Source organism: Streptomyces collinus Tu 365, assembly GCF_000444875.1.
Lineage (GTDB): Bacteria > Actinomycetota > Actinomycetes > Streptomycetales > Streptomycetaceae > Streptomyces > Streptomyces collinus_A.
This window is the reverse complement of sequence record NC_021985.1, coordinates 183,187-201,099: the sequence shown is the minus strand read 5'-3', so window position 1 is coordinate 201,099 and position 17,913 is coordinate 183,187. Positions and strand designations below refer to the sequence as shown.

At 71.1% G+C, this 17,913-nt stretch carries 10 protein-coding genes; 4 read left to right on the top strand and 6 right to left on the bottom strand.

The features are described from left to right. Positions 1–121: 121 nt before the first annotated feature. Genes B446_RS00800 through B446_RS37950 form a run of 4 tightly spaced genes read right to left on the bottom strand, consistent with a single transcriptional unit; the run spans position 122 to position 6,463 of the window. On the bottom strand, positions 122–409 hold the full coding sequence (locus B446_RS00800) for a hypothetical protein (protein ID WP_020937489.1): 288 nt from the start codon (positions 407–409) through the stop codon (positions 122–124). Beyond that, positions 409–5,115: a putative T7SS-secreted protein gene (locus B446_RS00795; protein ID WP_020937488.1), complete on the bottom strand. Its 4,707-nt coding sequence runs from the start codon at positions 5,113–5,115 to the stop codon at positions 409–411. Before B446_RS00795 ends, B446_RS00800 begins: the two co-directional genes overlap by 1 nt. After that, the gene (locus tag B446_RS00790) at positions 5,115–5,792 is read right to left on the bottom strand and encodes a hypothetical protein (protein WP_020937487.1); all 678 of its coding nucleotides are present in this window, start codon (positions 5,790–5,792) and stop codon (positions 5,115–5,117) included. Before B446_RS00790 ends, B446_RS00795 begins: the two co-directional genes overlap by 1 nt. Beyond that, positions 5,792–6,463, bottom strand: coding sequence for an SseB family protein (locus B446_RS37950; protein ID WP_106960647.1), 672 nt, complete (start codon positions 6,461–6,463; stop codon positions 5,792–5,794). Before B446_RS37950 ends, B446_RS00790 begins: the two co-directional genes overlap by 1 nt. A gap of 615 nt (positions 6,464–7,078) precedes the next feature. Here B446_RS37950 and B446_RS00780 point away from each other — a divergent pair. Beyond that, positions 7,079–8,359 carry an MFS transporter gene (locus tag B446_RS00780; RefSeq protein ID WP_043477090.1) on the top strand — a complete coding sequence of 427 codons (1,281 nt, stop codon included), beginning with the start codon at positions 7,079–7,081 and terminating at the stop codon, positions 8,357–8,359. 207 nt (positions 8,360–8,566) lie between these two features. On the opposite strand, the gene B446_RS00775 is transcribed toward B446_RS00780, so the two are convergent. Beyond that, positions 8,567–11,077 carry an ATP-binding protein gene (locus B446_RS00775; RefSeq protein WP_063632786.1) on the bottom strand — a complete coding sequence of 837 codons (2,511 nt, stop codon included), beginning with the start codon at positions 11,075–11,077 and terminating at the stop codon, positions 8,567–8,569. A gap of 98 nt (positions 11,078–11,175) precedes the next feature. Beyond that, positions 11,176–11,985 (bottom strand): intradiol ring-cleavage dioxygenase, encoded by an 810-nt coding sequence (locus B446_RS00770; protein WP_020937483.1) that lies wholly within the window; start codon positions 11,983–11,985, stop codon positions 11,176–11,178. A 779-nt stretch (positions 11,986–12,764) separates the two neighbouring features. On the opposite strand from B446_RS00770, the gene lanL reads away from it, so the two are divergent. The 3 genes from lanL (at position 12,765) to B446_RS00760 (ending at position 17,829) form a co-directional block, all read left to right on the top strand. Further along, a complete protein-coding gene (gene lanL / locus B446_RS36630) occupies positions 12,765–15,833 on the top strand; it encodes a class IV lanthionine synthetase LanL (RefSeq protein WP_020937482.1) in 3,069 nt (1,022 codons plus the stop codon). Positions 15,834–15,877: 44 nt separating this feature from the next. After that, positions 15,878–16,033: a VenA family class IV lanthipeptide gene (locus tag B446_RS39545; protein WP_166662914.1), complete on the top strand. Its 156-nt coding sequence runs from the start codon at positions 15,878–15,880 to the stop codon at positions 16,031–16,033. A gap of 659 nt (positions 16,034–16,692) precedes the next feature. After that, positions 16,693–17,829, top strand: coding sequence for an ABC transporter ATP-binding protein (locus B446_RS00760; protein ID WP_078614589.1), 1,137 nt, complete (start codon positions 16,693–16,695; stop codon positions 17,827–17,829). The last annotated feature ends 84 nt before the right edge of the window (positions 17,830–17,913 follow it).

Below are 17,913 nucleotides of genomic sequence, written 5' to 3'. Positions count from 1 at the left end.
GGCCGGGAAGAAGGCCGCCGCCGAGAAGGCGACGGCGAGCAAGTCGGCGGCCGAGGCGGCGGGTGGCAAGAAGGCGACCACGGCCAAGACGGCGGCGAAGAGGACGGCGTCCCGGAAGCGGTCAGCGTGAACGGCGGTCGAAGGGGTCCAGCGTCAACGATTCGTGGGCGCTGAGCAGTCGGCATTCGCCGGTCGTGCGGTGCACCGAGATATTGGTGGGTCCGTAGAGGAAGTACGTGTCGTCCCTGGTGGCGACGTATTTCGCCCCCTGGAAGGCGAAGTAGAAGAACTCGCCCTTCTCCGCCCGGTATCCGTCCTCCTCGAACAGGGCGAGCTCGCACTCCGACTCAGCGCTTTTCTCCCGGAGGAAATCCTTGGCCAGCTGTTCCGCTTGCTGCATCGTGTACATCAGTTGGTCCTCATCAATTTGAACGTCTTGTAGAGCATGGGGTCGACGAATCCCGTCTGCACGTCGACGAAAAGTACCCGACCCTGGTGGTTTACGATGTGGAACACATGACCGGGGTCGTCTGTCCAGGGGCGTGCCGCGACTATACCGCGCGCACCGTCACCGGAGTTCCGGATATGGTCGACCATTTCCCAGAAACCCTTGCGCTCGAAGCTGCCTCCGTACACGTGCTCCAGTCGGTCGAGTTGCTGAATTTTGATGTCTCCCGGCACGGGGTTTATTCCCTCGCCGCGAAGATAGCGCTCGAATGCGTCGACGGTGTAGGTGCAGTTCGTCATCCCTCCCTCGGGATTGAACTGCTTCGCCAGGTCTGCGAGATTCGGCGTCTCGTACGGCTTCGGCGGAATCGGTGACTTCTGGGGCGCGAGCCCGAGGGGATCGCAGAGGACCGAGGGGCGGTCCACGTACCCGACGGGGTTGGCCGCCGGAGCCAGGCCGAGCGGGTCCTGGCTGACGTACTGGCCCACCTCGGGATCGTAGTACCGGAGGTAGTTGTAGTTCAGACCCGTCTCGGAGTCGCAATACTGCCCCGGGAAACGGAGCGGAGTGTAGGCGTGACTCCGCACCGACCAGGACAGCTTTCCCCAGTTCGTGGCCTGCGACCGCCAGGCGATCTCACCGGACTCGTCGACCAGTTCGCAGGGAGACCCCGAGAGATCGGACACGATGGCGAAGAAGCGGGCGTCGATCTCCTCCTGCGAGGCCGTGGCCCTCGTCCCGCGCTCGCTCTGCGCCACCGCCTCCGCGCCGTGGAGGTGCCACGTCACGGTCACCGCGTCGCCCGAGTCCCCCCAGCTGGTCGTCTGCTCGCACAGCGAGACACCGTCCCAGGCGAAGTCGACCTGCTCCAGCACGTCGACGCCGTTCTCGGCCATGCGCTGCTTGCCGACGCGCCTGCCCAGCGCGTCGTACCGGTACCGCCACACCGTTCCGTCGGGAGTGACGACCTGGGTGAGCCGGTCCTCCGCGTCCCAGCTGTAGCGCCAGGTGTCCGGCTTGCGGGACAGCCGGGTCTTCTGGCGGAGTACCACCCGTCCCGCGGCGTCGTGCTCGTAGCGGATCCGGCCGGCGCGCACCAGGTCGGCGCCCCGGTAGGCGCGGTCGCCGCACCCGTCGTCCCCGAACTGGCGCCCGGGCCAGTCGGCCGAGAGCTGGTTGCCGAGCGCGTCGTAGGAGTAGGACTCCGCCCATCCCGCCCCGCTGACCCGGGTGGTCCTTCCCGCCGGGTCCAGCTCGTACCGCCGCACGCCGTTCAGCTGGTCCTGGACCTGGAGGAGACTGCCGTCCGCGCGGTACTCGTACGTCCTCGACTGGATACGCCCGCGCGCGTGGTCCACCGCCTGGGAGATCAGCCGGTTCATCGCGTCGAACGACCGGGAGACGCTCAGGGACTCACCGAACCGGCGGCCCACCTCCCGGCCGACCCGGTCGTACTCCAGCGCGATGACACGACCGTCGGCCGTGAGCCGGAAGGGCCTCCCCGTGGAGTCGTACTCCCACGTGCTCACGGCGCCCGACGGCGTCGTGCGGGCAGTGGGCCTCCCGGACTCGTCGTAGCGGTACGCCACTTCACGGTCGCCGATCCTCTCGGAGACCAGCCGCCCATGCCGGTCGCGCAGGAGGGTCAGGTCGGTGTGGGCGTTGGCGGCCTGCGCGATCTGGTCGGTGAAGTCGTAGGAGTACGTCGTCACCTCCCCGTCGACGGTCTTGCGAACGACCTGCCCCAGTTCGTTGTGCTCGAAGGAGACGACCTGCCCGAGCGCGTTCGTTCGCGACACCAACTCGCCGTCCGCGTTGTAGGCGTAGCGGCTGACCCGGCCGCCGAAGTCGGTCTCCGTGACCAGCCGTCCGACCGCGTCGTACGCGTACGTCCACGCCGGCCCCTGGGGGTTGGTCACCCGGGTCAGGCGGAGCTCCTTGTCGTACTCGAACTCGTAGCGGGAACCGTCGGGCTCGATGCGCGCGGTGAGCAGGTCGAACCCGGAGTACTCGAAACGGGTCACGCCGCCGATCGTGTCCGTGTGGGTGAGGCAGTTGCCCTCACCGTCGTAGGTCCACGTCTCCTCGGTCCCGTCCGGGTTCCGCCGGCGAGTGATCCTGCCCTCGACGGACCACTCCATCTCACCGGTCGCGCCCACGGGGTCCGTGATCGACACGACGCGGCCGAGCGCGTCCCGCTCGTACCGCATGACGTTGCCCGCGTGATCACGTACCTCGACGGGCAGGCCGGCCGCGTCGCAGCGTATCTCGGTCACCCGGCCGTACTCGTCGCTCAGCGAGGTCAGGCGCCCGTACTCGTCGTACTCGAAAGAGGTCCTGCCGCCCGCGGAATCGGCGACCGACGTCCGGTTCCCGCGGTCGTCGAACTCCTGCCGGACGGTGCTTCCGTCCGGGCGCACCACACGGGTGAGCAGCCCGCGGGCGTCGTAGGAGAACGTCGTGCGCCGGCCGTCCGGGCGGACGGTCTCCGCCACGTTCCCCAGGTCGTCGTAGCGGTAGGACGTCGTACGGCCGACCGCGTCCGTCTCGGACAGCAGACGGTTGAACCGGTCGTGCGTGAAGCGGCGGGTGTGCCCCGCCGGATCCACGATGGCGACGATCTGGTGCAGGTCGTTGACGAAGTACTGGCGTACCGCGCCCTGCCCGTTGACCGCCGTCGTGGTCCGCAGCCCGGTCTCCGGGTCGCGTTCGCCGTAGGACAGCCGGAGGCTCATGTGCCCTTCGGTGCTGCCCTGCGCGACGCACCGGTCCGCGTCGTCGTACGCGTACTCGTACGCGTGCCCGTTGGTGTCCGTCCACGACGTCACCCGGCGCGCCTCGTCGTAACCGAACCGCAGGGGCCGCCCGGAGGAATTCACGACCTCGGTGAGATTCCCCTGCGTGTACCCGTACCGGACCAGCCGGAGGTCGGATCCGCCCTCGCCGCCGCCGGCCAGGTGCAGGCCGGTGACCAGCCCGTCGGCACTGTCGATCCGCAGGCGGTAGCCACCGCTGTGGACGATGGCCGAGGGGACCCCCGCCTCGTCGTACTCGAAGCCGATCCAGTTGCCGTTGCCGTCGTCGATCTGTACCAGCTCGGCCAGTGCCTCGTTCCGCTCGGCGAAGTGCCACACCCGCCGGGCCTGCGGATCGGTGACCGTGTAGCCGTCGGCCTCGCGGCTCAGGGGCCAGCGCGGGCCGTGCGCCGGCATGACGGGCAGGCCCGGCGCCGGGTGCGGGTAGGAGAGCCGCATCCCGTCCTCGTGGACGAAGGCGATGCCGGCCGGGGTGATGTCCAGCCGCTGGTCGACCGTGCTCGCCCACGAAGGACCGAACCGGCGCCCGTGCGTGCAGCCCGACTCCACCCGGCGCTTGAAGGCGAACTGCAGGGAACCGGGCAGCGTCACGTCGGTCTGGGCGAGGTACATCTTGCCCGTGGCCAGGTTGATCGGGTCCGTGCCCCCCGACTCGACGTCCCCCGGACCCTGGCTCTCGGCCGCCCCCGGGGTCTCGGCGGCGGCACCGTCCGCTGCCGCGGTCTCCGCACCTTCGGCCGCGAGTGCTCCGTCCTCGGCCACCTCCGCGGCTCCGGCCCCGTCCGAGGCCACGGCCAGCGCGGCCTGGGGGAGCAGTTCACCGCCGAACTGGAACGGGTCCGACTTGAGCGAGTTCCAGGCCGACTGCAGGGCACGGTCGGGATGCGTGGCCATGGAGACCACGCCGCCGAGCAGCTCCACCTTGTTCTGCAGGAAGGCGGCCGGGTGCGTGAGGTTGTACGGATCCATCGGGTCGAGGCTGCGGGCGAAGTTCACGATGCCCGCCGTGCCCTTGACGGCGCCGGCGAGGAAATGCGCCGCGTCGACGCTCTGGGATGCCATGAAGTCCATCCCGTCCAGCTTCAGCTGCCCGCCGATCGACGGCTCCTTGGGAGCGTGCTGGAGCGCGGCCCGTAGTTTGGTCCCGGTCTCGCCGGCGATACTGTCCCGCTGCCGCCGGGCCGCGTCGAGGATCTCCTGCGCCTCCTGCATCGCGTGCTCGCCGGGATCCTTCTCGGAAGGCCGCGGCCCCGGGTCGTCATGGCCCAGCTCCGCCTTGAGCCGGTACGCCTCCACCTGCTCGCGGTGCGCGTCGGAGGCGGACTTGCCCTGCTTGTAGCGGCGGATGGCCTCCCTGGCCTGCCCCTGCGCCCATTCGATGGTGTCGGCGAAGCCGTTCAGTGCCCCGGCCGCCTCCTGGCAGGCCGCCGCGGACTGCAGCCACTTGGCCGGATGCAGGGCGAACTTCTCCCGGAAGGTGTCCGCCGCCCGGCCCTTCCAGCCGCCCGAGTCCACGGCCTTCATGCCCACGCCGACCTCCTCGAAGGCGGTCGCGAACACGAGCAGGTGCTTGGCCTTGTCACGGATCGTGGACGGCTTGCCGTGGATCAGATCGGACGGCTCGACGTCCGGTCCCAGCTGCCGCTCGGCAACGTGCGCACCGAGATACGAGGCGACCCGGTCTCCGCCGTGCCGTACCTTCTGGGCCACGCCGTGCGCGCCGACCTCGTCGAACATGTCGCCGGTGAGGTCGGCTCCCTCGTCGACAAGATGCCCCGTCTCACGCTTGGCGTGGTCGAAGAGGTTCTTGCCCCCGCTCAGCAACTCGCCGCCGTACTTCCAGACCGACATCAGCCCTGCCCCTCCTGCTTCAGGCCGAGCTCCTTGTTCACCGCGGCGTTGTACTCGTCCTGGTCGACGCCGAGCACGGTCGGTACGCTCTCCATGCCGGGCAGCGTCTCGGTGGTCACCACGTCACGTGCCATTCCCTTGAGAACCTGTTCCGAGGCCGAGGCGCCGTCGCGGAAGGACTTCTCGCTGTAGTCCGGATGCAGCCACGCGGGCGTGGCCAGCTGCCGCCGGCTCTGGCTCTCGATCTGCTGCTCGGAGGCGTACGGGTTGCCTTCCAGGGAGTTCAGCCCGACCTTGAAGGAGTTCTTGACGAGCTGGTCCGTCTGGTACATGGTCCCCGCCGACAGCCCGACCGCCTCCGCGAACGCGTTGCCCTCGTCGACCAGGGCCCGCACCCCCCATTGCCAGCGCTCGCAGAACGAGTGGAAGTCGGCCCCGACGGACTCGTCGCCGATCGTCATGCCGTCCATCTCCAGGTCGTCGAAGCCGCGCCCCACGCCCGACCAGCCCACCTTGTCGGTGAAGCCGAGCTTGCCCAGCTCGCCCAGGGCCTTGTTGATCCCGTCGGCGATCATCGCCAGCCCGACGACCCGCAGGTCAGGAGCCCCGCCCGGAACTCCGCCGAAACCTTCCTGCCCCTCGCCGGCACCGCCGCCTGCCGCGGGCATCGCCCCCATCACCGTTCCTCCTGCCTGCCCGGCCCAGCGGCGCCGGGCGACGAATCAAGGGGGCCCGGCGATGCAGCGGCGCCGGGCGACGAATCAAACGAGCCGGGCGAGGCCGCCGGGCCGGGGCCGCCGGGCCGGTCCACCGCGACCTCCTCCGGCACCACGCCCACCACCGGTGGCAGCACCAACCCCCGTGCACCGTCGGCCGCGTTCACCAGCACCCCGCAGGGCATCCCGGACTCGGCCACCGTGGGCACGGCCGCATCGAGCAACGCCGCACCCCACACGCCGCGGTACGGCCACTGCCGATCCCCTTCTCCACGGGCCACCGCGAACCGCGCCAGCGCGGCCTCCCCGGTGAACGCGAGAATCCACCGCACCCCGCCCATGTCCACCGTCAGCGGAGCGACCTCGCCGCCCTGCCCGTCGGGCGCTCCGACCGGCACCAGCACCTGCGACCGCCGGAACTCACCCAACTGGGCCGGGAACTGCCGCCGTCGCGCCCGTGCGGCTTCCTGTTCGCGAGGGGACCCGTCCGGTGACGCGGCAGGCGCCGGTCCATCCGCGTGCTTTGCCGGAGCGACGCCTGTCCGTGCCCCGCCCGGAGCCTCCGCGCCCTCGTCGCCGTCCGGCGGTTCGGGGGCGGCCCCGGCTCCCGCCCTCCCGGTGCCCGGGCCCATACGTTCGGCGTCCGGGCTCTTACGCCCGGTGTCGAACACCGTCTGATCGGCGATGTCCGTCAGCCGCGACCGCGGCGGCCCCGGCACACCTGCGCTCGCTCCAGCCGGGCCGCCGCTCCCCGTGTCCCCTGCGTCGTTCACCATCAAGTCCCCGTAGCAGGACGGCCGTTGCGACCGACCCAGCGATCAAACTTCGGCAGCTTCGCACACGGGAATCACTTGTCGCAACGCGGTACGGCCAAGCGCGGGCAAAGGAATCGCTTACGGGCTGTCCCTACGGTCGGCCGTTCGCCTATCACCGTCCTCACCACCATGCTCCTGACCGGAGCCGTCACGGCCGGCCAGCACCCCCCGGCCACCTGGTGCGCCTCCTGGCCCTCCTCGCGGCCGTGCTGGGCGCTCTCACCGCCACCGTCGCCCTCGCCGCGGCTCGCCCCCCACCGCCACCTCCCGCACCACCCTCGACCTCCTGCTGCGCCTGGTGCCCTGGTACACCCCGCACAGCTGAGCACGTCTTCCTGGTCTCAGCTCTTCGGTGCGCATGGTGCTGTCTTGTTCACGCGGTGGTGGGTCCGGGTCACTACGCTGAGCGTCTTCACGCCTCGGGAGGTTCGGTTGGTACGGCGGAGCACGCTCGGGCGGGACTTCCGGCAGTTGTGGGGTGCCTACGCGGTCAGCGCGGCGGGCAGCGCCGTCGGCATGGGGGCATTGCCGTTGGTTGCCCTCCTGGTGCTGGACTCCTCTGCGTTCCAGGTCTCTCTGCTCGCCGCGTTGTCTGCCGTGGCCAGTGCAGTGATCGCTCTGCCGCTCGGTGTGGCCATCGAGCACCGGTACAAGCGGCCGGTCATGGTCACCGCTGACCTGGCCCGCTGCGTTCTGCTGGCGAGTGTTCCGGTCGCCCTGGCTTTCGGCGTGCTCACCTACGCCCAGTTGTGCGTCGTAGGCGTTCTCCAGACGGCGGCGTCTGTGGCGTTCGAAGCGGCGAGTGGCGCGCATCTGAAGACACTTGTCCTGCCTGAGCACCGCCTTCGTGCCAACAGCTTGTTCGAGACGACCAACTGGATCAGCGTCAGTGCCGGGCCGCCCGTGGGCGGGCTTCTCATCGGGGCATGGGGCACGGCCGCCACGATGGTGGTCGACGCGCTGTCCTTCCTCGGATCGGCCCTGGGTATCCGTCGTATCCGGCAGCCCGAACCCGAGCCCCTGGCCCACGCCGCCATCTGTCACCTGGGCCGCGACATCGCTGCCGGGTGGCAGTACCTCCTGCGGCACCCAGGACTTCGGCCGCTGTTCTTCAACGCGCTGCTCTTCGGTGGATCCATCATGATGACGTCACCACTGATGGCCGTCCTCATGCTGAATGACCTTGGCCTGGCACCGTGGCAGTACGGACTTGTCCTGGGGCTGCCGTGCCTGGGCGGCGTGCTGGGCTCACGCTTGGCTCCGCTGCTCACTCAGCGAGTCGGACGGCGCCGCATTCTGTTGCTGTCCGGTGTTACGCGGACGCTCTGGACGATCCTGCTGCCACTGACGCCCTCCGGTGCCCTCGGCGTGTGCGTCATCGTGGCCGCCGACTTCGGCCTGCTCTTCTCCGCCGGGGTCTTCAATCCGTCGTTCACCACGTATCGCATGGCGGCCACACCGGACGCTTTCATGTCCCGCGTCGGAACATCGTGGTCCGTCGGCTCGAAGACGTGCCAGGCCGCCTTCATGATCGCTGGCGGCCTCATCGCCGCCCGGGTCGGCGTCCGCGGCGCCCTGCTCATCGCTGGGCTGTTGTGTATGGCGAGCGCGTTGCTCCTGCCATGGCGGAGGGAACGCACCTCCACGGGGAATGTTCCGGCGCCCACGACGGAAGCGGCTCCGTCGCCAGCCACGGACAGTCCCTCCGCGTAGCGGCTTCGTCGATTGCAGTCATGCGGCTCTGCCGGGGTGGGAGAGTGGTGCTCAGGGGCTGCGTCCGGGCCAATGGCCTTTTGATGGCGTTGCACCGTCAGCGCCGAGGTGATCAGTCTCGTTGGGCCTCGCGGGAGGCTGGCTGTCCTGCCCTGTGCAGCATCCCCGTTCGCGGTAGGGCGTTGAGGCGTGGCGGCGTGACGGATGTCAGGGAACCGAAGTTTCCGCCTCTCTTCGACCGAACCACAGAGCGATCTGTGTGCGTGAGCGAAGACCGACCTTGTCGCGCACCCTGTCCAGGTGCGTGGCGACCGTATGCGCCGAAAGTCCAAGTTCGCCTGCGATCTGCCGGTTGGTCAGCCCCTTCGCGACGAGTTCGACCACCATGGACTCCCTGGCGGTCAGCCGCCACCGCTCGTCCTCGGCCCCCGTGGTCTGCGGCCCCCGCCGGACCTGCTCACCGCTGCCTGTCCGCAGGGCGTAGGCGACGAGCCGGTCCCCGCGCAGCTTGCGAGCGCCGACGACCGCGGCCTCCCGCGCCGCCGTCGTCAGGCGAGTCCGGGCGCCGGCCGCCGCCTGCTCGATCCTGCGCCGCCAGGGCGCCTCGGGCTCGGTGTCCAGCAGGCGTCGCGCCTGCGCGCTCGCCTCGCACAACCGCAGGGCGCGCTGCATGTCGCCGCTCTCTGCGGCCACCAATGCCAGGCCCTCTACGGGGTACAGCGCGTGGAAGCTCCCCCCGGGGGCGATGCGCAGCACTTCGGTGAAGAGGGCCTCGGCGCTCTCCAACTGCCCCAGAGCCAGCCGTACGGCGCCCGCGGTGTGCAGCGCGGCTGCGGCCCGGGGCCAGGGCGCCTGCTCCCTGAGCACCGGAAGGCAATCCGCCATCAGCTCGTCGGCTTCGCCCTCCCGTCCCGCTTGGAGCAGTGCCCAGGCCAGGTGCTGGGTGCACCACGCGACGTCCTCGGGCGAGCCGAGCGGGACGACGACGTCCACGCACGCGCGCAGATCCGTGACGGCCTCGGTGAACGCGCCGCGACACAGCCACGCCGCGGCCCTGGCGTCGAGTGCGTTGGCGAGCCCGGCGGGCACGTGACGCCGCCGCTCCAGGTGCACCGCCCGCTGGCCCAGGGACAGCGCTCGGTGCGGGTCGGCCTGCTGGGCGGCCACGCGTGCGGCGAGCGCGGCCACCTCACCGCCCAGTGCCCGGCCGCCGGGCTCTCGCAGCAGTCCGCTCAGCAGCGCGCCCGCGGCTGACGGTCGCTCCTGCTGGTAGTGCACCCGGGCCAGCTCCAGGGCCAGCCGTACCCGCGTGGTCTCGTCCTGGCCGGTGATGTGGGCCGGCACCGAGGCGAGGTTGTCCCGTTCCGCCGTCAGCGGGCTGTTCGCCTGGTCGGCGAACACATCCCCACGATCACGCCCGGCCACCTCCTGGAGCCACCCGAGCGCGCTGCGCAGGGTGGGGCCCAACTCGCCGGATGCGCGCAGACGTTCCATGGCGTAGGCGCGGGTGACACCGAGCTGCCGGAAGCGGGTGGGCGCCGCGTCCCCCGGCAGCCGTACGATCAGTGACTTCGCCTCGAGCGCGCACAGGAGGGGCAGGACCTCTCGCGGTCCGACGCCGCCGCCGGCGCACACCGAGCGTGCCGCGGCCAGATCGAACCCTCCGCCGAGGACCGCGAGGCGCCGGAAGACGGCCTGTTCCGCCGGATCCAGCAGCCGGTGGCTCCAGTCGACGGTGGTGGCGAGCCCGCTGTGCCGCGGGGGCCCGGTCCTGCTGCCACCGGTCAGGAGATCCAGCTGGGACGCCTGGCCGTCCAGGCCGGCGAGGATGTCGCCCGGCGCGAGGGCGCCGATGTGACCGGCCGCGAGTTCCACGGCGAGCGTCAGGCCGTCCAGCCGTCGGCAGATCTCCGCGACCAGCGGGCCGTTGGTCCGGTCGAGCGTGAACCCCGGCGAGCGGTGCGCCGCGCGTTCCACGAACAGCCGCACCGCGTCCGCCCGCAGCAGGGCCGTCACGTCGTCCCCGGCGTCAGCCGGCGGCAGGGACAGCTCGCCGACCCGGAACACGGTCTCTCCGGGCACCCGCAGTGCCTCACGGCTCGTGGCCAGGATCCGCAGCCGGGGGCAGCGGCCCAGCAGGGTCACGACCAGCCGGGCGCACGGCTCGGCGAGATGCTCGCAGTTGTCCAGAAGCAGCAGCCGGGAGGCATCACCGATGGCACGGACCAGGACGTCGACCCCCGTACGGCCCGCCCGTTCGCCCACGCCCAGCGCGGCGGCCACGAACTGCGTCAGAGTCGCGCCGTCCCGCAGCGCGTCGAGCTCCACCAGGTCGAGCCGGGCGTACCGGCTGGACATGTTTCTGGCGAACTCCAGCGCCAGCCGCGTCTTGCCCACACCGCCCGCCCCTGTCAGCGTGAGCAGCCGTGTGCTCCTGAGCAGCGCGCGCAGGCCCGACAACTCCTGCCGCCGGCCCACGAAGGAGTCGAGCGCCGGCGGCAGGGCGCGGCCACGGGTTGCTGCGGTCGCCGCAGCGGGTGCTGTGGTGGGGGCCGCGACCGACGCGGCGCCCTGGGTCCGGAAGGCGTCCCGCGCTGCCGTCCGCCACCGGAGAGCCCGCTGCCGACAGGCGTTGGAACAGTAGCGAGCCGGCCGGCCGCCCTGCGGCCTCGTGATCAGCGTCGTACCGCATACCTCGCACGTTCGACTCCGGCTCATCCCCGATTCCTGGCCGTGCGTTCTCGTGCCGAAACCATGCGTGGCGAGTGGGCGGTGCGCGCGGCGGCCGGGCTCGGCCGCCGCGCCCTGATCGACCGTCAGGGTGTGGCGGTGGGGTCGATCCCGAGTACGACGGTCCCGGTCACGCCCTTGCTCAGGTCGCTGCCCGTCTGGGTGAGGGCCAACAAGGTGGCCGAACCGCCGTTGCGGTAGATGCCGTCCCTCGCGTTGAGCGTGCGCGTGGCCGTGTTGTTCCGGTAGGGCGACAGGGCGGCGACCCTGGTGTTGTACGTCTCCGGGAAGTAGAGCTGGCCGGTGTGGGAGACATGGCCTCCGTGATAGGTCCCGTTGGAGACGGTGCCGCCGGCGTGCGTCTTGACGTGGATGTGGAGGGCCCGGCCGACGTACCAACCCGGGTAGACGGTGGTGAATTCCGCGACCCCGGACGCGTCGGTCAGCTGCACACCGCGCAGGAAGGTCGTGTCCGGGGTGGATCCGCCTGCGACGTAGCCGGAGTAGATCCCCAGCGCGTCACAGTGCCAGATGTCGACGGCCGTGTTGGGCAGCGTGGCGCACGTGGTGCTGTCTATGACCGTGACGCGCAGGGTCAGCGGAACGCCGGCCTTGCCCTCGGTGATGTCCTTGCGGACCCGCTCCAGGTCCAGGTAGTAGGGGCCCTCGGTCTGCTCGGGCGTGAGGACGCACGCCGCGGCGAGCGGGGGAGTGGACCGGTTCGCGCTCAGGGGCGCCGCGGCCGCGCTCTGCGTGGCGGCGAGTCCCACTGCGGCCAAGCCGAGCGCGGCGCCGCCGAGGGCGGCGATGACGGACCTGCGGCTGGTGCCGGGCGCCTCGCCCGGCTCGGGAGCGCGCTGCGGGTCCGCGGCGTTGGGGTAGGGGGTGTCAGTCATGCAGCGACCATGGCGCGCACGACGTTCCACCGGATCGCTCGGACGAGCGACGAGATCGGACGCGTTACGAAACTCGTGCGGGTGCCCGCCGGCCCCGGTGCCGCGACCGGAACTGCGTCGTGGCACCGGAGCCGACCCGCCGGTGGGCGGGGCGTCCCGCCTGCCTCCCCTCGTGAGACAGCACCTGGCTGCACGGCGAGCCGGTGTTTCTGGAACTGCCGACGACCTGTTGCCTTTAGGGGCGGGCCGGGTCCCGAAGGTTCTGGTTCGTTTTGTGAGTCGTTTTTGAGTGTTGACCGGCCTTTCGGTGTCTGGTGTTTTTCGTGTCGGGTACGGGTGGGGTTGCTGGGTCCGGCCGTGCATGCAGTTTCGTTTTCTTGTGTTTCTTCGGGTGGGTGGTGGTGGAATTCGAACTCGGTCCGCGCCTATTTCGTGAACCGTGCGGGTCGGGTGTCGAGGGTTGGGGTGGCTGGGGTTGGTGATGGTTGTTTGTGGGGGCAAAGATACTGGTGGGGGGCTATTTGGGGGTGGGGGTGTGTTCGGTTTTCTGGTTTGTTTTCTCGTGTTTATGGTGGTGGTGCCTTCGAACGGGTGGATTATTTAAAGCCGTGGTGAGGGTTTGTGCGCCTGGTGGGTGCGCCGGTCTGCGCTATCTTCTGTCGTTATAGCTTTGTGCGCTCGCTGGTTTCGGTGACGTTTTCCGGGTGGGGGCTGTACGTTCTTTGTGTGCTGAGGGCGTATTCCAGCCGGCGGTTGTTGCCGTTTGAGGGGGAACGTATATGACGAGCCACGCGACCGGAGTCGACCTCGAAAGTCTTTGCCGGCGGGCGTTGGAGGCGACCGGCACCGGCGCGCGGTGGACGGTGGATGCGGGTGAGGTGTGGTGCCGGCTCACCCCTGCGTGCGGGATGCGGCTGCGGCAGGGCTGGAAGCTGCATGTGTCGGCGACGTCCGTGTCCGCACCGCAGGTCCTTGTCAGGGCTTTGGACGTGCTGCTGGGGGAGGAGTCGGGATTCAAGTTCGTGCGCTCGCTCGAGCAGGTGAGTGCGCTGAATTCCCGGGCGACGCCGCGGGGGAGTGCGGGGAAGTTCATCACCGTCTATCCGCCCTCGGACGAGGCGGCGGCGCGGGTGGCGCTCGCACTGCACCGGGCGACGGCAGGTTTGGCCGGTCCGCGGATCCTGTCCGATCAGCCGTATGCGCCGCAGAGTCTGGTGCATTACCGCTACGGCGCGTTCGTTGGCCGGCGGCGGGTGTCGGAGCAGGGGCTGCTGGTGTGGTTCATCGAGGACCCCGACGGCAACCCGGTGGAGGACAAACGCACCGGGCAGTACTGTCCGCCGCCGTGGGCCGTCAGTCCGTTCCCGGCGTCGGTGCCGGCCCCGCCCCGCCGGACCGAGCCACCGAGTGGGCCGGTTTTGTTGGGGGGCCGGTTCGCGGTGCGGGAAGCGATCCGGCACACCAACAAGGGCGGTGTCTACCGCGGTACGGACGTCACCACGTCCGCCCCGGTGGTGATCAAGGAGGCGCGGCCGCACGTCGAGGGCGATATGGCCGGCTCCGATGTGCGTGACTGGCTGCGGGCCGAGGCCCGGATCCTGGAGAAACTCAAGCACACCGGGCTGGCGCCCGAGCCGCTCGCGGTGTTCGAGATCGGCGGGCATGTGTTCCTCGCCCAGGAGGAGGTGCCGGGTGTGCCTTTGCGGACCTGGGTCGCGGAGCGGTTCCGGGACGTCGGCGCCGCACGTTACCGGGTGGAGGCGCTCGCCCAGGTCGAACGGCTGGTGGACCTGGTTGCGGCGGCGCATGCCTGCGGCTGCGTGCTCAGGGACTTCACCCCCGGCAACGTCATGGTCCGCCCCGACGGCGAACTGCGCCTGATCGACCTGGAACTCGCCGTGCTGACCGACGAGGTCATGCTCCCGACCCGTGTCGGCACCCCCGGGTTCAGCGCCCCCGAACGCCTCAAGGACGCCGCGGTCTGTCCGACGGCCGACTACTACAGTCTCGGCGCCACCGTGTGTTTCGTTCTCGCCGGCAAGGTGCCCCAGCTGCTGCCCGAGGAGCCCGACACCACTGCGGCCGAGGAGCGGTTGGAGCAGTGGCTGGCCGCCTGCGCCCCCAGGCTCCGCCTGCCCGGCGGCCTGCAGGACATGATCCTCAACCTGATGAAGGACGATCCCGGCGCACGCTGGGACCCCGACCGAGCACGCGAAGCACTCCACCGCGCCCTGCCCCCGGCCGGGGCCATCCTGCCCCCACTCGGGACCGAAACTCTGCCCAGGGACGGCGAGGGCGGCACGGGCCTGCCGGGACACGAGAGCGGCCAGCCCGGGCAAAGGACCACCCTGCCCTCACCCGGGACGGAAACCCTGCACGGGGGCGGCACGGGACTGCCTGGATTCGGGACCAAAGCCCTGCCCCAAGACGGCGTGGACCTGCCCTCACCCGGGACGAGAACCCCGCCAGAGGACGGCGCGGATCCGGCGCGGCGCGGGAGCGGCCTGCCCGGGGGCGTGGTCGCCCTGCCCGTGGACAGCGCGGAGGGGAAGCCAGGCGGTACGGGCTTGTCCCGGCAGGGCGGGAGCCTGTCGCATCCGAGGTATCCCGCCTCCGCCCCCGTGCCCGTATCCGCTTCTGCTGCTGTTCCCGTTGGTGGGGTGGCGTCGGTGGCCGGGTCGGACACGGTGGTCGAGGCCGCGGCCGCCGGGATGGTGGAGCATCTCCTCGACACGATGGCCCCGGAGGGCGGGGTGCGGTTGTGGCCGGTGTCGACGTTGGCGGGGGAGACGGGTCCGTGCACGGTGCAGCAGGGCGCGGCAGGTGTACTGGCGGTTTTGACCCGGTGTTTCGAGCTCACCGGCGACCCGCGTCTGCCGGAGGTGATCTCGACCGCGGGTCGTTGGATCGCCGCCCGTACGGACACCCGCGCCATTCGTCCGGGTCTGCATTTCGGCGGCCGGGGGACCGCGTGGGCGTTGTACGAGGCGGGCCGTGCGGTGGCCGAGCGGCGGTTGACGGACCATGCGCTGGCGTTGGCTCTGGCTGCGGTGGAGCCGACTGCCAGTCATGACATCACCCATGGCACCGCGGGCAGTGGTCTGGCCGCCGCCCACCTGTGGCAGCGCACCGGTGATGAGCGGCTGGCCGAACTGGTCACCGCCGCCGCGGACCGGCTGGCCGCCGCGGCTCAGGCCGAGCCGTCGGGGGTGAGCTGGCCGGTTCCGGCGGAGGCGGTGTCGCAGGAGGCCGGCAAACGCTACCTGGGTTTCGCGCACGGCTCGGCCGGCATCGGCAGCTTCCTCCTGGCGGCCGCGGACGTCTCAGAGCGGCCGGAGCATCTGGAGCTGGCTGTTGCCGCGGGGGAGCACCTGGTGGCTCACGCGGTGAGGGTCGGTGAAGCAGTGCAGTGGCCGGCCCAGGCCACGGACCCGCCCACCGCGCCGTACTGGTGTCACGGCTCGGCCGGTATCGGCTCGTTCCTGATCCGGCTGTGGCAGCGCACCGGCGACGGCCGGTACGCCGATCTGGCCCGCGGCGCCGCACACGCCGTCATGGAACGCGCCTCACGCGCCGCCGTCGCCCAGTGCCACGGACTGGCGGGCAACGGTGACTTCCTCCTCGATATGGCCGAGGCCACCGGCGAGTCCGCCTACCACGCGATGGCCGAGGAACTGGCCCGTCTCCTGGTCTGTGAACGGGCCCGCCGCACCACCCACGTCGTCTTCCCCAACGAGTACGGGGAGATCTCCACGAGCTGGAGCGACGGCGCCGCGGGAATCCTGGCGTTCCTGCTCAGGACCCGCCACCACGACTCCCGGCACTGGATGGTCCAGCAGCCGGGCTGAGCGACAGGGCCCCCTGTCGCCATCGCACGAAGAAGGAGAATGTCATGGAGAACCAGACCCTCGAGCTGCTGGCCCACCTGCACGCCCTTCCGGAGACCGACCCGGTCGACTTCGACGGAGCCTCGTACTCCGGGACGTGCGCCTGCGTCGGCCTGCTGACGCTGCTCAACACCGTCTGCGTGGGCATCAGCTGCGCCTAGCCGAGAACCTCCGGCCGGCGGCAGCCCCCGACAGGGGGAGCCGCCGGCCGGAGCGCAGGCCGCCCGCACTCCGCACCCCGTACCGCCACAGCCGGCACGCTGCGGCCCGCAGGCCCGCGCACGACACCCCCGTGGACGAGGAGCCGACCATGCAGGCACCTGCCGGTGACACCGCCCGCACCCGACCAACCCCCCCGACCACCACACCCGGTACCGCCCCACTCACCACCACCCCGCCCACCGACCCCGACCCGCCCACCGCCCCGGACCCCGGCCCGGGTACCGCGGCGGGCGCCGCGCTGACCATCGACCCAGGCGCTGGCCCGGGCACCGCGCCGGATGCCGGGCATTCCGCCACACCGGACCCTGCCTTGAGCGCCGCTTTCGACGCCAAGCCGAGCACCGCCCCGGGCACCGCCTCGGGCACCGCTCCGGACGTCGGCCCAGGCACCGCTCCGGGCGCCGTGCCGCTCGTTGCCCGGGACCGGCCCCCCGACCCTGGCCCGGGTACCGGGCCAGGCGCCACCGCGCTCACCGCCCCGGGCACCACCGCGCTCACCGACCTGGACCCTGGCCCGGGCACCGGCCCGGACGCCGGGCGGCCCACCGTGCCGGATGCCGCCTCGGGTACTGCTCCGGGTGCGGGTGCTGCTCCGGGTATGGGTGTGGGCATGGTTGTGGAGGACGGGGGGCGTGCCGTCCGGCCGGCGCCCGCCATCCGTACCCGTGGTCTGGTCAAGAGCTACGCGGGTCCGGAGGGGAGTGTCACGCGCGCTGTTGATGGCCTGGATCTGGAGGTGTTCCAGGGCGAGACCTACGCCTTCCTCGGCCCCAACGGTGCAGGCAAGTCCACCACCCTCGCCCTGCTGTGTGCCCTGGCCCGTCCCACCGCCGGACAGGCCATGGTGGCGGGCGCGGACGTCCTCGAGCGGCCGGAGCAGGTACGGCGGCGGGTCGGCATGCTCTTCCAGCACAGCGCCCTGGACCCCGACCTGACGGCCGAGCAGAACCTGCACATCCACGCCCGCCTGTACGGGCTGCGTCGCCGCCAGGCCCGCCTGCGCGTGACCGAGATGCTCGAGGCCGTCGCTCTGGCCGACCGCCGCCGCTCCCCGGTGCGCACCCTTTCCGGGGGGATGCGCCGCCGTCTGGAACTGGCCCGCGGTCTGCTGCACGCACCCCAGGTGCTGTTCCTCGACGAGCCGACCACCGGTCTCGACCCGCACGCCCGCGCCCAGGTCTGGCAGCACCTGCGCGCCCTGCGCGAGCAGCACGGCAGCACCTTGTTCATCACCACCCACTACCTGGAGGAGGCGGAGAACTGCGACCGCCTGGGCATCCTCGACCACGGCCGGCTCGTGGCCGAGGGCACCCCCCACGCGCTGAAGGCCGAGATCGGCGAGGACCGGCTGGTGCTGCACACCGGCGACGACACCGCGGCCTGCCACGTCGTGAACCGGGCTGTGGACCAGGCCGTGCGCCGGGCCGTGGACCGGGCTGAGGACCGGGCTGAGGACCGGGCTGAGGACCGGACCGTGAGCGGGGCTGTGTCCGCGGGGTCTGCCGTCACTCTGGACGCCGGGGGGTTGTCCCTGCGTCTGCCCGACGGCAGTGCCTGGATCCCCCGGTTGTGCGCGGCTTTGGCGGACCACGGCATCGCGGTGCATGCCGCGTCCGCGACCCCGCCCACGCTCGACGACGTCTTCTTCCACCACACCGGCCGCAGCATCCACACCCCCCGCTCCCACCCGGCAGCGTCCGCGACCGCGCCGGCGGCCGCCCAGGAGGCCCCATGACCGCGCCCGCCCTCCCGGCCCCGGAAGCCTCCAACACCCCTCACACCCCTCACCCCCCCAAGGCCTCCGGTGCTCCCGGTGGGT

Bases quoted from the DNA above. Each gene is read 5' to 3' on its own strand.
- B446_RS00800 (WP_020937489.1), bottom strand. From the start codon at position 409: ATGTACACGATGCAGCAAGCGGAACAGCTGGCCAAGGATTTCCTCCGG.
- B446_RS00795 (WP_020937488.1), bottom strand. From the start codon at position 5,115: ATGTCGGTCTGGAAGTACGGCGGCGAGTTGCTGAGCGGGGGCAAGAAC.
- B446_RS00790 (WP_020937487.1), bottom strand. From the start codon at position 5,792: ATGGGGGCGATGCCCGCGGCAGGCGGCGGTGCCGGCGAGGGGCAGGAA.
- B446_RS37950 (WP_106960647.1), bottom strand. From the start codon at position 6,463: ATGGGCCCGGGCACCGGGAGGGCGGGAGCCGGGGCCGCCCCCGAACCG.
- B446_RS00775 (WP_063632786.1), bottom strand. From the start codon at position 11,077: ATGAGCCGGAGTCGAACGTGCGAGGTATGCGGTACGACGCTGATCACG.
- B446_RS00770 (WP_020937483.1), bottom strand. From the start codon at position 11,985: ATGACTGACACCCCCTACCCCAACGCCGCGGACCCGCAGCGCGCTCCC.
- lanL (WP_020937482.1), top strand. From the start codon at position 12,765: ATGACGAGCCACGCGACCGGAGTCGACCTCGAAAGTCTTTGCCGGCGG.
- B446_RS39545 (WP_166662914.1), top strand. From the start codon at position 15,878: ATGGAGAACCAGACCCTCGAGCTGCTGGCCCACCTGCACGCCCTTCCG.
- B446_RS00760 (WP_078614589.1), top strand. From the start codon at position 16,693: ATGGGTGTGGGCATGGTTGTGGAGGACGGGGGGCGTGCCGTCCGGCCG.